Source organism: Halomonas sp. MCCC 1A13316, from assembly GCF_014931605.1.
GTDB lineage: Bacteria > Pseudomonadota > Gammaproteobacteria > Pseudomonadales > Halomonadaceae > Halomonas.
On sequence record NZ_CP053382.1, the window covers coordinates 4,373,600 to 4,387,559 of the forward strand.

A 13,960-nucleotide genomic window follows, 5' to 3' on the forward strand; every position below is an offset into this window, starting at 1 on the left:
AACCAACGACGGGGCGCCTTGTGGCGCCCCGTCGTCGTTTATGCTTCACCCACCCGACACCCGGTCGGAGTTAACCCAGTAACGAACGCAGCCCAGCAATGGCGTCCTGCCCCCGCGCCTGTTTCTTGTCCGGATCCTCCTTGTCGGCACGGCCCACCCACTCCAGATCGTCCGGCGGCAGTTCGTCGAGGAAGCGGCTCGGCGTGCAGTCCATCAACTCGCCGAAGGCCTTGCGCTGGCGCGCCAGGGTCAGGGTCAGGGTCTGGCGCGCGCGGGTGATGCCGACATACGCCAGACGGCGCTCCTCCTCCACCGTGCCGGCCTCTATGGCGTTGCGGTGGGGCAGGAGCTCCTCCTCGAGGCCCATCAGGTAGACGTGGGGAAACTCCAACCCCTTGGAGGCGTGCATGGTCAGTAATTGAACCTTGTCGGTGTCGTCCTCCTCGGCCTGCTGTTCGAGGATGTCGCGTAGCACCAGCCGCGAGATGGCCGCCTCCACGTCGTCGGTTTCGGCGCTGTCTTCCGCTTCGATCTCCTCGGGGTCGCGTTTCATCGACTTCTCGAGCTGGTCGATCAGCGTCCACACGTTGGCCATGCGCCGCTCGGCGATGGTGGGCGCGCTGGCATTCTGGTAAAGCCACGCCTCGTAGTCCATCTCGTGCAGCATGCCGCGTATCGCGGCCAGCGAATCACCTTCGTCCATGCGCCGGCGCACGCCGTCGATGAAGTGGGTGAAGCGCCCTAGCCGCTCCACCGCCCGCGCCGGCAGCTGCTGCTCCAGACCCAGCTCGTGGCAAGCGTCGAACAGCGAGGCGCCGCGTTCGGTGGCATAGTTGGCCAGCTTCTCCAGGGTCCCGGGGCCGATCTCCCGGCGCGGCACGTTGACGATGCGCAAAAAGGCGTTGTCGTCGGCCGGATTGATCAACAGCCGCAGGTAGGCCATGGCGTCCTTGATCTCGTTGCGCGAGAAGAACGATGTCCCACCGGAAAGCTTGTAGGGAATCTGGTAGTGCTGCAGCTTGAGTTCCAGCAGGCGGGCCTGGAAGTTGCCGCGATAGAGCACCGCGAAGTCGCGCCACTCGGCGCGCTCCTTGATGCGCCGGGTGAGGATCTCGCTGGCCACCCGCTCGGCCTCGGCCTCCTCGTGGCGGTTGACCACCACGCGGATCGGTGCGCCCTGTCCCATCTCCGACCACAGGGTCTTGTCGTAGACGTGAGGGTTGTTGGCGATCAGGGTATTGGCGGCTCGCAGGATAGTGCCGGTGGAGCGGTAGTTCTGCTCCAGCTTGACCACGTTGAGGCGCGGGAAGTCCTCGCCCAGGGTCACCAGGTTCTCGGGCCGCGCCCCACGCCAGGCGTAGATCGACTGGTCATCGTCGCCCACCACGGTGAAGGTCTTGCGCTCCTCCATCAGCAGCTTGACCAGCAGGTACTGCGAAACGTTGGTGTCCTGGTACTCGTCCACCAGCATGTAGTGGATCTTGCGCCGCCAGCGCGCCAGCACTTCGGGATTGTCCTTGAGCAGCACCACCGGCAGCAGAATCAGGTCGTCGAAATCCACCGCGTTGTAGGCCTTGAGATGGCGCACGTAGGCCTCGTAGACCCGCGCGGCGTACTGTTCGTCCTCATCCACGGCATGGGACAGCGCCTGGCCGGGCAGCACCAGATCGTTCTTCCACTCCGAGATCTGGTGCTGCACGGCGTTGATCTGCTCGGCGTCGACCTGGGCGTCCTTGTTCATCAGGTCGCGCAGCAGCGCCTTCGCGTCCTCGGGGTCGAACAGCGAGAAGCCAGGTTTGTAGCCCAGCGCCTTGAGCTCGCCGCGAATGATGTTGAGCCCCAGGGTATGAAAGGTCGAGACGGTCAGCCCGTGCCCCTCCTTGCCCTTGAGCATCTGGCCTACCCGCTCCTTCATCTCGCGGGCGGCCTTGTTGGTGAAGGTCACCGCGGCGATACGCCTCGCGCTCATACCGCACACCTGCACCAGATAGGCAATCTTGGTCGTGATCACGCTGGTCTTGCCCGAGCCGGCGCCGGCCAGCACCAGGCAGGGGCCGTCGATGTAGCGCACGGCTTCCTGCTGGCGCGGATTGAGCTTGGCGAGGCGTTGCTGAATGCTCATGGGTTCACTCGGGCTGCGCCGCGCCGGCGAAGCCTAGCTGGCGCCAGGCCTCGAACACCACAATGGCGCAGGCGTTGGAGAGATTGAGGCTGCGGCTGCCCGGCAGCATGGGGATGCGCAGGCGCTGCTCCGGCGGCAGAGCATCCAGCATGGGCTGAGGCAGGCCGCGGGTCTCGGGGCCGAACAGCAGGGCATCGCCGGGGCGATAGCTCGGCTCATGGTAGCCCGTTCGGCCTCGGGTCGATATGGCGAATACCCGCGAGGGTGAGACAGCATCGACAAAAGCCGGCCAGCCGCGATGCACGCTGACGGCAGCCCATTCGTGATAGTCGAGCCCCGCGCGGCGCAGGCGTTTGTCGTCGAGCACGAAGCCCAGCGGCTCGATCAGGTGCAGGCGAAAGCCGCTGTTGGCGCATAGACGAATCAGATTCCCGGTATTGGGCGGGATCTCGGGTTCGAAGAGTACGACATCGAGCATGGCGGCCTGCCGGGTAGTGAGCGCGGGCTCCCGCAGGAGCCCGCCGCTACAGCGTGGGGCGATCAGAAGCTCAGACGAACCCCGACCTGGGCGCCACGATCCAGCGTACGCCTGCCGTGGCGGTTGTCGAAGCCGGCCGCCGCCTGACGCAGGCCGACGTAGCCATCGACGTTGGGAGTGAAGGCGTAGCGCGCGCGTACGCCGACCTCGTAGCCGTCATCCAGATCACCGCTGGTCACCGCGCCGGGAGTGTAGAAACCGTAGCCCCCCAGCGAGACGGCGGGTGCCTGCGGCAGGTAGACATAGCCGTAGCCGCCCAGGCCCACACCGCCGCCGTTGCCGTAGTCGGTATCGAACTGGGTCCAGCGCGCGCCGATGCCGACGTCGCGATCGTGGTTGCGCTGAACGCCCAGCAACTGGGCGTGGTAGATGGTGGCGTCCTCGCGATACTCGCTGTTGATGACACCGCCACCCAAGGCTACCCCCTGGGTGATCTCAGCGGCGGCTTCGAACTGCACGGCATCGGCGCCGAGATTGAGGTCCAGACTGCCGGCGGCGTGGGCGCCGCCGGCGGCAAGTACGATACCCGAGACCAGGGTGGCCCTGGCGAACTGTCGGAGCGTTTTCATGAATGATTCCTTGCTCACTGCTCGCATTACGTTACAGAACATCAATCGGCAGCGACGCCATAGCGCTCGCGATAGTCGCGAATGGCTGCCGCATGTCCTTGAAGTTCTTGGCTGGCCTGCTGCTCGAGATAGGCCAGCACCATGTCCAGCGTGACGATGCTGATCACCGGCATGCCGTAGCGCGCCTCGACTTCCTGGATGGCGCTCCGGCTTTCCGTCTCACTGCCGGCCTGCCCGCGCTCCTGGCGATCCAGCGCGATCACCACGCCTGCCGCCTCGGCTCCGGCGGCGTCGATCAGCGCCATCACCTCGCGAATCGCAGTGCCTGCGGTAATCACGTCATCGATGATCAGGATGCGTCCGGTAAGTTCGGCACCGACGATGTTGCCGCCCTCGCCGTGCGCCTTCGCCTCCTTGCGATTGAAGGCGAAAGGCAGATCGCGTCCGTGATGTTCGGCCAACGCCACGGCGGTGGTCGCCGCCAGCGGAATACCCTTGTAAGCGGGGCCGAACAGTACGTCGAACGAGAGCCCGCTGGCTTCGATGGCGTTGGCGTAGAAGCGGCCGAGACGTGCCAGCGCGCAGCCACTTCGAAACAGGCCGGCATTGAAAAAGTAGGGGCTGACTCGACCCGACTTGAGGGTGAACTCACCGAACTTCAGCACACCCTGCTCGATGGCGAACTCGATGAACTCACGCTGATAGGCGTGCATGCTGGCCGACACGGTGCTCCCCCTGCTATCCATAAGCCCGATGGCATGGTTTGCTGTGCCTACCACGAATATCCATGCGGGCCATTTACCCAAACGTCGAAACGTCGGGTATCATACACGCGCGACGTCAAAGGGACCATGTATGAAAATTGCCACCATCAATGTCAACGGAATCCGCGAGGCCGTCGGGCGAGGCTTTCTCGACTGGTTGGCCGAACAGGACGCCGACGTCATCTGCGTACAGAATCTCAAGGCCAAGAGCTTCGAGCTGGATGACAGCATTCTCTACCCGGAAGGCTACGAAGGCTACTTTCTGGATGCCGAGGAAGACGGCTTCTCCGGCGTGGGTATTTATTGCCGCAAGATTCCCAAGGCGATCATGTACGGCCTCGGCTTTCCGCAGTGCGATCACGAGGCGCGCTTCCTGCAGGCCGACTACGACCGCTTCAGCATCGCCAGCTTCCTGATGCCCGACGGCAGCGACTACGCCGCCAAGCAAGCCTTCATGGGCCAGTACCAGGAATACCTGAACAAGATGGCGCGCAAGCGGCGCGAATACATCATCTGCGGTACCTGGCACATCGCGCACAAGACCGTCGACCTGGAGAACTGGGCCGACAACCAGGCCACACCGGGCTTCAAACCGGAAGAGCGCGCCTGGATGGACCAAGTGTTCGGCCCCACCGGCTTTATCGACACTTTCCGCGAGATCAACCGCGACGCCGGCGAGTACACCTGGTGGCCCAAGCTCGACCAGGAAGTACCGCGCTCGCGCCAGGAAGGCTGGCGTATCGACTACCAGATCGTCGGACCTAACTTGCGCCGCCACGTGGTCGACGCCTGGATCGACTACGATGCCACCTTCAGCGAGTTCGCCCCGCTGTTCGTCGAGTACGATCTGGCGCTCTGACGCTCTCCCTTACGTCGCGGCCCGACTCGGGGCTGCAGCGCGCCGGCATTCGTGCCGGCGTGCTGCGTTTGAACCTCAAGCGTTCTTAGCGACGAATGCCCAGCGCCTCGCGCTGGTGGTCGAAGAGCTCGGCCCCGGCATTTTCGGCCAGCTCCAGCATGGCGTTGAGCTGCTGGCGCGAGAAGACCCCCGCCTCGGCGGTACCCTGCACCTCGATCAGCCCGCCAGCTTCGGCCATCACCACGTTCATGTCGGTCTCGGCGCCGCTGTCTTCGGGGTAGTCGAGGTCGACCACCGCCATGCCCTTGTAGAGCCCCACCGAGACCGAGCTGACCAGCTGCACGAAGGGGTCGCCCTTGATCATCTTCTTGCGCTGCAGGTAACGGATGGCATCCACCAATGCTACGCAGCCGCCGGTGATCGAAGCCGTGCGGGTACCGCCGTCAGCCTGGATCACGTCGCAGTCCACGGTGACGGTGAATTCACCCAGCTTCTTCAGGTTCACCGCGGCACGCAGCGAACGGCCGATCAGGCGTTGAATCTCCAGCGTGCGCCCGCCTTGCTTGCCCCGGGCTGCCTCGCGGCCGCCACGGGTATGCGTGGCGCGCGGCAGCATGCCGTACTCGGCGGTGACCCAGCCCTGGCCCTTACCACGTAGCCAGCGCGGCACGCCGGCCTCGACGCTGGCGTTGCACAGCACTTTGGTATCGCCGAACTCCACCAGCACCGAGCCTTCGGCATGGCGGGTGTAATCGCGGGTCAGGCGAATCTCGCGGGACTGATCGGGGCGACGCCCGCTCGGGCGTGTGAGTTCGGAAGCCATGGTACCTCTCGAAAGATGGAAGAACGGTCGGGCGGCCTCGCCGCATCAGCGAGGCATCGAATGGCTGGCCATTCTACACGGTCGGGCCGGGAGATCGGTTACACTCCTTGCCGAGATGTCGCCGGGCCGGTTCCGGCAGCGGCGCAACCGAACGAGGAGTCGCCATGGTTGACCATAACAAAGTTCACAGCATGACAGCCTTTGCCCGCCAGAGCCGCGAAGGCGATTGGGGTAGTCTGCAACTGGAGCTGCGTTCGGTGAACCAGCGCTACCTTGAGCCCTTCTTCCGGCTACCCGAAGCCCTGCGCGACCTCGAACCGGCCTTTCGCGAGGCGCTGCGTACGCGCCTGTCGCGGGGCAAAGTCGAGTGCCACCTGCGCTTCGAACCTACCGACATCAGCGAGACCCTGGCCGTCAACCACCGCCGGCTTATTGCTCTGGCCGAGGCCCTGGGCGAGATACGCGAGGCGCTACCCCAGGTCGCCATGCCTGATGCACTGTCGCTGCTCGACCACCCCGGCGTGCTCGACGCCCAAGGAGTCGACCTGGACGCGGTGAAGGCGGAAGCCACGGCGCTGTTCGAAGCCGCGCTTGATGAACTGATCGAGGCTCGCGCCCGCGAGGGCGACAAGCTTGCGGCGCTGATCCGTGATCGCCTGGCCGGCGTGCGCGAGCAGGTCGTCGAGGTGCGCCGCCTAATGCCGGAGATCCTCGAGCGCCAGCGAGCCCTGCTGCTGGAGCGACTCGAGGCGGTCAAGACGGAGCTCGACCCCCAGCGGCTCGAGGCCGAACTGGTGCTGCTCGCCCAGAAGGCCGACGTCGACGAGGAGCTCGACCGCCTCGAGACCCACGTCGGCGAGGTGGCACGCCAGCTCGACCAGAAGGGCCCCAAGGGGCGCCGCCTCGACTTCCTGATGCAGGAACTCAATCGCGAAGCCAACACCCTCTCCTCCAAGTCGGCGGTGGCCAGCACCACGCGCTGCGCAGTGGAACTCAAGGTGCTGATCGAGCAGATGCGCGAGCAGATCCAGAATATCGAGTAAATTCCACGCTCATCCGCCACAATCCACAAATCATTAATTTTTAAGTAAAAATTTCCACGCATCGTCTACGCTTGTCTACGAAGATCTATCTTAAGCCCACGCCAAATGGGGAGTACAATGGGGAGTATCCCTGCGTACTCCCCACAAAAAGGCAAAATTTCTCCATGGGTACTCCCCACTTCAAACGCTCACTACCGGACACGGCCATCCTTTCCAGCGACAGCCCTCTCCTGCATGCCAGGCACGAAGTGTTGGCTAAACATGAAGTTAATGAGCGACGCCCGGCCTTGGCCGCCAAGAATCCAAACATTTGTTTCAAATTTTTGATGGCACTTGCCAGGAGGGGGTGATGGGGAATTTTACAGCCAAGAAGGTCCAGTCCCTTATCAAGGACGGTGCTCCTGGCCGCTACAGCGATGGAAGCGGCCTGTACCTGATGATCCCCAAAAAGGGCGCTCCCTACTGGATGCATCGGTACACGCTCGCTGGAAAGCGCCGTGAGCTGACGCTGGACAAGTGCGCGAACCTATCCTTGGCTGAGGCCCGTGAGCAAGCTGTCGAAGCTCAGAGAGCCATACGTAGCGGCATCGACCCCGTCGAGGAGCGCAAGCGGGAAGAGCAGATTACCATCCACACCGTCAGAGAGCTGTTTGACGACTGGTACCATGATCTGGAGAAACGTCTGAAGCACCCACGCATCCCGAAGCGCATCTTCGAGAAGGAGGTCGCCCCATCCATAGGCCACCAGGCCTTGGACAAGGTCACCCCCATGGACGTGCGAGACATTATCCGCAAGGTTGCCAGCAGCGGGCGCCAGGCCGTCGCCAACGACACCTTGTTGTACTTGAAGCAGTTGTTCAATCACGCCATCAAGCTGGGACTGCTCACCTACAACCCGGCGGCTGCCTTCAGCGTCAACGACGCTGGCGGCATCGAGAAAAGCCGTGACCGCGCCCTCACCGTCGAGGAGATACACCATGTCTTTCAAATCTTCAGGGACAACCGGGAGAGCTTCACCCGCGACAACTACCTCGCGTGCGCCCTGCTGCTCGTCCTGGGGGTACGCAAGACCGAGCTGACCGAGGCCCAGTGGTCAGAATTTGACCTGCAGGGCAAGCGGTGGAACCTATCGGGAGAACGCAGCAAGACTGGCACCGGTATCGTGATCCCGCTGCCGGCTCAAGCCATCGCCTGGCTGGAAGAGCTCAAGATCCGCGCCTGTGGCTCGCCTTACGTCTTCCCCAGCCGCCGCAGCAGCAAGCGGCCACACATGGGCAAGGACACCTTGAATCGCGCCATTGCCAAGCTGTTTGGCAAGGAGCCCGGCAAGAAGCCGCAGCCGGAGAACAGGATGGGCGACATCGCCGAGTTCACGGTGCATGACCTACGCCGCACCTGCCGTAGCCTGCTGGCCGCCGCTGGCGTCCCGGGTCATGTCGCCGAGCGCTGCCTGAACCATAAGCTCAAGGGTATTGAGGGCATCTACGACCGTCACGACTACTTTGATGAGCGGAAGGAAGCCCTGGGTAAGGTGGCGAAGCTGGTGGAGCCGGCCATCCATGAAGCACAGGAGGCGAGTTTGTGGAGCTGAACACTCCCAATCGAATGCCGGTAGGCACCATGTCCTGTAGGACCTTATGGCGCCTATAATACCGGGAACGATTCAGAGGCAACCAGCTGTGTTCCTGAAATTTCTTGTTATCTGTGAGCTTCTGAGAGTCATCATAGAAGGGGCACTGAAATACTTGCTCATTGCCGTCCTGCTGGCCCCAGTCTGGATCTGGACCTACCTGCTGTTCGTATTGCTCTTCTGAGCCACCCCGCCCCCTTGGCTGTAGCAATACAGCGCCCAGATCAAACGAAATCTGTGGCACTTGTCCTGAATAGAATTTTTTTCGCCCCGTCACTTCAGGAGCCATGAGGCACAGACAAAACGCATCTTGTGATTTTGATATTCACTCTTGTGGTTTTTTATTTTTTGACAGAGACTTAGCGCATCTTGACGGAAAGACAGGACCTAGCCATGCCGACACTTAATTTCCAAGATCTGCTGACCTACTACCCGTTTGGCCTTTCCATCCCAGAGGCCCTCGATAGGGAGCAGATCTGCGAAGCCATCAAGGATATCGCCGCCTTTTCCACCTCTACCCTGCCAACACTGCTGTATACCGGCGAGTACCCTCGTGGGGACAGCAATGTCAGGGCCAATAGCGATATAGTCACCAAGCGCTTTACTGCCATCGCTGAGGTCCTCTACCGCTTTGCGGTCTTGGATCACGTCAAACTACCTGAAAAAGTCGGGGCGCTAGAAGATGACGTCCTCGATTTCCGTGTCTTCGTGGGCTTGGGCGCGATCGCCACTGAATACTATGGCGAGGCCAGTTACCAGTCGCTCTGCCACCTGCTGGCTGCATTCCTGGTGCGATACAAAGTAGAACGGATACTTTCCCTGGATCGCGCTTTTGGTTATGAAGACGCCTTCTTGGGCGGGCACGACCTGAGCCCTGCCGGCCTTGAAGATGAGCGCTTCATAACGGTCGAGGAGATCTCCATCGCAACGGGGCTCAAGCTGGAAACCATCAAGAATGCCGTATCAAGGGGTGAGCTCCCGCGCGATCGACAAAAACGCATTGCAGCATGGCCAGCAATTGCATGGATGTCTCGTAAAGATGGTTTCCCTTGGGGCGTGACCTGCTACTTCCTTGATCCCCACCTTCCCCTGAACGGCCAGTATGCAGATGCCTGGCTGAACACCACAACTGACTGGGAGAGAATCTACAGTGAGCCACAAGAGACCGTCTCTACTTGGCGGATACCACGCTCGCATCGTTACGTGATGGTCAACTCGGGAGGCCGACGCCAGTGTGTCCTGACACTCCCGTTTGAACCCAGCAATGAACTGATGGCTGTGGGACTAACTAACAAGACTGATCGGAGCAAGGAATCCACGAGCCATTTCCACGACAGAGGTTTTCCAGGCGGACGTCCGGCCCAACTATGGCAAGTCACCGTTCCGTCGCTCGAAGCCCTAAAAGGAGTCATCGAGATCCTTTCTCGCGCCTCCCTGAACCCCGTTACGCACACCAATAACGAGAAAAGCTACTCATGAGCCAGTTCGCCCGTTTCGCCGATATTCTTTGTGCAATGCCCACGCTCGGCCAAAATGACCGCCTGCCAGAAACGCTACTATTGGACCGCTCGGGCAGCTTAGAGACCTACTATGCCCCTTTTGACCACATCAACCGAGAGGCGAGAATTACCATCTGCGGGATCACACCGGGACTGCAGCAGGCTCGCAATGCCCTCAATGCTGCTCGCGCCTGTCTGGCAGAAGGGCAGTCCCACGAAAGCGCCATGGCGGAGGCCAAGAAGATCGCAAGCTTCTCCGGGCCGATGCGACGCAACCTGGTGGATCTACTTGACGGGCTTGGCTTACAGGGCTGGTTGGGTATAGATAGTTGTGAGCAACTGTTTGGTTGTCATTCGCACTTGGTCCATTATACCTCGGCGCTGCGTTATCCCGTCTTCGTCAATGGAAAAGACTACAACGGCGCCCCATCAGTGCTTAAGCAACCTACATTGCGCCGGCAGGTCGAGACATGGCTGACGGAAGAAGTTCGCGCCCTGCCAGACAACCTGTTTCTGCCTCTCGGCCCGAGGGTGGAGGAGGTATTCCAGCAACTGGTAGCTCAAGGCCTGATCAACGAAGACCAGGTGCTGGCCGGCATGCCTCACCCCTCAGGTGCCAATGCAGAACGCATCGCCTATTTCTTGGGCCGCAAGCCCCGCGAGGCATTGTCGAACAAGGTCAACCCGGACAAGCTGGACCGGGCGCGCCGTTCCCTATACGACAAGATTACTGCTCTCAGCGCCTGATACCGAAATACTCCAAGGAAGTGCTTGAGCCAGCGTTGCTGGCTCTTTTTTTGACGATCCAACAAGAGTCCTTAATCGCTCCAACTTACTATTAGTGAGACGCCTTTTCTATCCCACTCAGCTTGAGATCTATATCACTCCTGTGAGCTGAGCCCTCCCCGGGCTTGACGGACAAGCACAGGAGACCCGACATGTCCCCACCCTGCTCGCGCTGTAACTCGCCGCGTGTCATCAACCTTGAGACCGCCCGCAAGTTGGGCACCGCTGCCGGTGCACTGGCTGGCTCCTTCAGGGGTGCCTATGCGTCGCTCTACTCGCATGGTCGGCTGCTGGTGGCCTCAACCCAGTTTCCTCTCAGTCGAGTCGCCACTGCGGTGGTGGCTGCCACAACGGGAGGAATCGCGGGAGCCACCGCCGGCAATCAGATGATCAAGAGTCTGTTCCCGCCCGGTGAGGGCACGCCCTGGCTGTGCCTGGGCTGCGGCCACGCTTTCCGCATTCTCGACTGACTCGGTTACACCCTTCCCCCTACCACCGGCGATCTGCCGGTTTTTTTCGTCAAGGAGCTTTCTCATGGCACACCAAATCGAATACATGGCCTACGTTGGCGACACCCCTTGGCATGGCCTGGGGCAGCAACTTTCACGGCATCAACCCTTGGAGGTCTGGCGGCAACAGGCCGGCATGGACTGGCACATCGAGGAATCGCCGGTGCGCTTCATCGCAGATGGCACCTGCCATCTGGGCAGCATCCATTCCTTCCCCGAGCAGAAGGTGCTCTACCGCTCGGATACCCGGGCACCACTGTCGGTGGTCTCGCAGCGCTACAAGGTGGTCCAGCCCGAGGAGGTGCTGGAGTTCTACCGTGATCTGACCGAGTACGCCGGCTACGAGTTGGAGACCGCCGGTGTTCTCAAGGGTGGGCGCAAGTTTTGGGCGCTGGCCCGTAGTGGCCTGGGTACGGCTCTGAAGGGGCAGGATCAGGTCAACGCCTACCTGCTGCTGGCGACGTCCTGTGACGGATCGCTGGCCACGGTAGCCACGCCCACCTCGGTGCGGGTGGTGTGCAACAACACGCTGAGCATCGCGGTGGATGGCATGAGCCAGGGGGTGAAGGTGCCGCACAGCACCGAATTCAACCCCCAGCGGGTCAAGCAGCAGCTGGGCATTTCGGTCTCACAGTGGGACGACTTCATGTACCGCATAAAGACCCTGGCCGAGCGTAAGGTCAGCCAGGAGGAAGTGAAGACCTACTTCCAGGCAGTGATCTGCAACGCCGAGGAGCCGCTGGATGATCCTTCCAAGCTACCCAATTACCGCGCTCTTAATCGCGTGCGTAAGCTCTACCACGGAGAAGGGCGAGGCTCGCAGCTCTGTACCGCCCAAGGGACCGCCTGGGGCCTGCTCAACGCCATCACCGAGTATGTCGATCACGAGAAGCGCGCCCGCAGCAACGACTACCGCATGGACTCGGCCTGGTTCGGTCAGGGGGCGAGCCTCAAGGAGAAGGCGCTCGAGTCTGCCATAGCCCTGGTGGCCTGACCCACTGCGACATGACGTATCCCTTGCGGTCCAGCCCACCCACTGCACTTCTTCCTTTCACGGCATAGCGCCCGACCCCACCAGGTCGGGCGTTTTCGATTCTGGAGGTCCCATGCCACTGCCCCTCTCACTGGAGGCCTGTCGGGCGCTGACGCAGCTGGCCCGTCAGCTGCTCGGTGCTGGCGAGAAGCAAGCCCAGACCCACGTGATGGCCCATGGCCAAGTGTTTCGCGTGGTCGTGTCGCTGGAGCCGGTGCCTGCCGATCAGCTCCAGGATGTCTTCAAGCACTATCAGTAAAAGGAGGTCACATGACCACACCCAGCCAACCCTCACGCAGCAAGACCAATGGCCGGGCTCCGGCTACCCGCCAGGCCCCGGTCACCGAGGCGGTATCGGTGCCGGCGTCGCCGCTTCAGGAGAGCACCGCGATCATCCAGGTGATCGAACGGGCTGCGCTTAATCCTGAGGTCGATATCGATAAGATGGAGCGCCTGCTGCAGATGCAGGAGCGCGTTCTCGACCGCCAGGCGCTGATGGCGTATAGCGCCGCCATGGCGGCCATGCAGACGGAGCTGCCAAGCATCGCCGAGCGCGGCCAGGGCAACAACGGGGCCTACGCCACCCTGGAGGATATCGTCGATACCGTGCGGCCGATCATGAAGCAGCACGGCTTTGCGGTGAGCTTCCGTATTCAGACCCAGGAGCGGGGTATCCAGGTCACCGGCGTGCTGATGCACAAGGATGGCCACCGTGAGGAGACCAGCATGCTGCTGCCGGCCGATACCAGCGGCAGCAAGAATGCCGTGCAGGCCTTCGGCTCCTCGACAAGCTACGGCAAGCGCTATGTGTTGTGCGCGCTGCTAAACATTACCACCCGCGGGCAGGACGACAACGGTCATGGCGCTGCACCACCGATAAAGGTGGTCACGCCTTTCCAGGCGAGTCAGCTCCAGCAACTGATCAGTGCCTGCCCCGTCACCACCCAGGAGTGGTTCGTCGGCAAATACGGCGACGTGGCGAAGGTGCCGCGCAGCGACTTCGACAAGCTGCGTGCCTCCCTGCAGAAACGCGCCGTGCCCCTGCGTCAACGCCACTGATCCACCACAAAACCTAGCCATCTCAACCACCATCACCCAATCCATGACGCCTGCATAAACCGGCGAGGGATAACCCTCGCCGCTATGCCGTGGTGTCTCCAAGGAGATCGTCATGCAGATCCTGACACTGGAACAGGGCACGCCCGAGTGGCATGCCGCACGCCTCGGTATCGTCACCATGTCCGAGCTGAAGACCTTGCTGGTCAAGGGCAAGGGGCCGGGAGGCTTCGGTACTGGCGCCATCAGCTACATGCATCAGCTGATCGGTGAATGCATCACCGGCGAGCCCTCGGATGCCTTCCAGGGCAACGTCCACACCCAGCGCGGCCATGAACTGGAACCGGTGGCCCGGGAGCTCTACCAGGAAGCGACTGGTCTGCCACGGCTGGAGCAGGTCGGCATCATCCTCAACCACGGCGTGGGCTACTCACCCGACTGCCTGGTGGACAGCCAGGGATTGGCCGAGATCAAGACCAAGCTGCCCAAGTACCAGATCGAACTGTTGATCGAGGGTGAGCTGCCCCAGGAGCACGTGGCCCAGTGCCAGGGAGGCCTGTGGGTCAGTGAGCGGGAATGGATCGACTTCGTCAGCTACTGGCCCGGCATGCCGCTGTTCGTGAAGCGCGCCTATCGGGACGAGGCGCTGATCCGCACCATCGCCGAGCGGGTCGAGGCGTTCTACGAAGAAATGGAGCGCCGCATGGCGCAAGTGATGGCGGCCTGAGG

At 61.9% G+C, this 13,960-nt stretch carries 15 protein-coding genes; 10 read left to right on the forward strand and 5 right to left on the reverse strand.

Annotated features, from left to right (window positions below; translation table 11 throughout):
• Positions 1-70 precede the first annotated feature (70 nt).
• The 4 genes from rep to pyrE form a co-directional block, all read right to left on the reverse strand.
• Entirely contained in the window at positions 71-2,122 is a 2,052-nt protein-coding gene (gene rep, locus HNO52_RS20365) for a DNA helicase Rep (protein ID WP_197566972.1), read from the reverse strand.
• 4 nt (positions 2,123-2,126) lie between these two features.
• Positions 2,127-2,600, reverse strand: coding sequence for a tRNA (uridine(34)/cytosine(34)/5-carboxymethylaminomethyluridine(34)-2'-O)-methyltransferase TrmL (gene trmL, locus HNO52_RS20370; protein WP_197566973.1), 474 nt, complete (start codon positions 2,598-2,600; stop codon positions 2,127-2,129).
• Positions 2,601-2,662: 62 nt separating this feature from the next.
• A complete protein-coding gene (locus HNO52_RS20375; protein WP_197566974.1) occupies positions 2,663-3,229 on the reverse strand; it encodes a YfaZ family outer membrane protein in 567 nt (188 codons plus the stop codon).
• Positions 3,230-3,270: 41 nt separating this feature from the next.
• Complete coding sequence (pyrE, locus tag HNO52_RS20380; protein WP_197569324.1) at positions 3,271-3,942, reverse strand: orotate phosphoribosyltransferase; 672 nt, start codon at positions 3,940-3,942, stop codon at positions 3,271-3,273.
• Between the two features lie 142 nt (positions 3,943-4,084).
• Between pyrE and HNO52_RS20385 the strand changes: the two genes are divergently transcribed.
• Positions 4,085-4,852 carry an exodeoxyribonuclease III gene (locus HNO52_RS20385; protein WP_197566975.1) on the forward strand — a complete coding sequence of 256 codons (768 nt, stop codon included), beginning with the start codon at positions 4,085-4,087 and terminating at the stop codon, positions 4,850-4,852.
• A gap of 85 nt (positions 4,853-4,937) precedes the next feature.
• Here the strand turns inward: HNO52_RS20385 and rph are convergent, their stop codons facing one another.
• Positions 4,938-5,675 (reverse strand): ribonuclease PH, encoded by a 738-nt coding sequence (rph, locus tag HNO52_RS20390; protein ID WP_197566976.1) that lies wholly within the window; start codon positions 5,673-5,675, stop codon positions 4,938-4,940.
• Positions 5,676-5,839: 164 nt separating this feature from the next.
• Between rph and HNO52_RS20395 the strand changes: the two genes are divergently transcribed.
• From HNO52_RS20395 to HNO52_RS20435, 9 genes are all read left to right on the forward strand, one after another.
• Positions 5,840-6,718: a YicC/YloC family endoribonuclease gene (locus tag HNO52_RS20395; protein WP_197566977.1), complete on the forward strand. Its 879-nt coding sequence runs from the start codon at positions 5,840-5,842 to the stop codon at positions 6,716-6,718.
• A gap of 349 nt (positions 6,719-7,067) precedes the next feature.
• On the forward strand, positions 7,068-8,309 hold the full coding sequence (locus HNO52_RS20400; RefSeq protein WP_197566978.1) for a tyrosine-type recombinase/integrase: 1,242 nt from the start codon (positions 7,068-7,070) through the stop codon (positions 8,307-8,309).
• A 432-nt stretch (positions 8,310-8,741) separates the two neighbouring features.
• The gene (locus HNO52_RS20405; RefSeq protein ID WP_197566979.1) at positions 8,742-9,827 is read left to right on the forward strand and encodes a hypothetical protein; all 1,086 of its coding nucleotides are present in this window, start codon (positions 8,742-8,744) and stop codon (positions 9,825-9,827) included.
• Entirely contained in the window at positions 9,824-10,594 is a 771-nt protein-coding gene (locus HNO52_RS20410; protein ID WP_197566980.1) for a hypothetical protein, read from the forward strand. Before HNO52_RS20405 ends, HNO52_RS20410 begins: the two co-directional genes overlap by 4 nt.
• A gap of 191 nt (positions 10,595-10,785) precedes the next feature.
• Positions 10,786-11,103 (forward strand): hypothetical protein, encoded by a 318-nt coding sequence (locus HNO52_RS20415; protein ID WP_197566981.1) that lies wholly within the window; start codon positions 10,786-10,788, stop codon positions 11,101-11,103.
• A 64-nt stretch (positions 11,104-11,167) separates the two neighbouring features.
• Complete coding sequence (locus HNO52_RS20420) at positions 11,168-12,136, forward strand: DUF932 domain-containing protein (RefSeq protein ID WP_197566982.1); 969 nt, start codon at positions 11,168-11,170, stop codon at positions 12,134-12,136.
• A gap of 112 nt (positions 12,137-12,248) precedes the next feature.
• Positions 12,249-12,434, forward strand: coding sequence for a hypothetical protein (locus tag HNO52_RS20425; RefSeq protein WP_197566983.1), 186 nt, complete (start codon positions 12,249-12,251; stop codon positions 12,432-12,434).
• Between the two features lie 11 nt (positions 12,435-12,445).
• The gene (locus HNO52_RS20430; protein ID WP_197566984.1) at positions 12,446-13,234 is read left to right on the forward strand and encodes an ERF family protein; all 789 of its coding nucleotides are present in this window, start codon (positions 12,446-12,448) and stop codon (positions 13,232-13,234) included.
• A 112-nt stretch (positions 13,235-13,346) separates the two neighbouring features.
• Positions 13,347-13,958, forward strand: a complete 612-nt coding sequence (locus HNO52_RS20435) for a lambda exonuclease family protein (protein ID WP_197566985.1) — start codon at positions 13,347-13,349, stop codon at positions 13,956-13,958.
• Positions 13,959-13,960 lie beyond the last annotated feature (2 nt).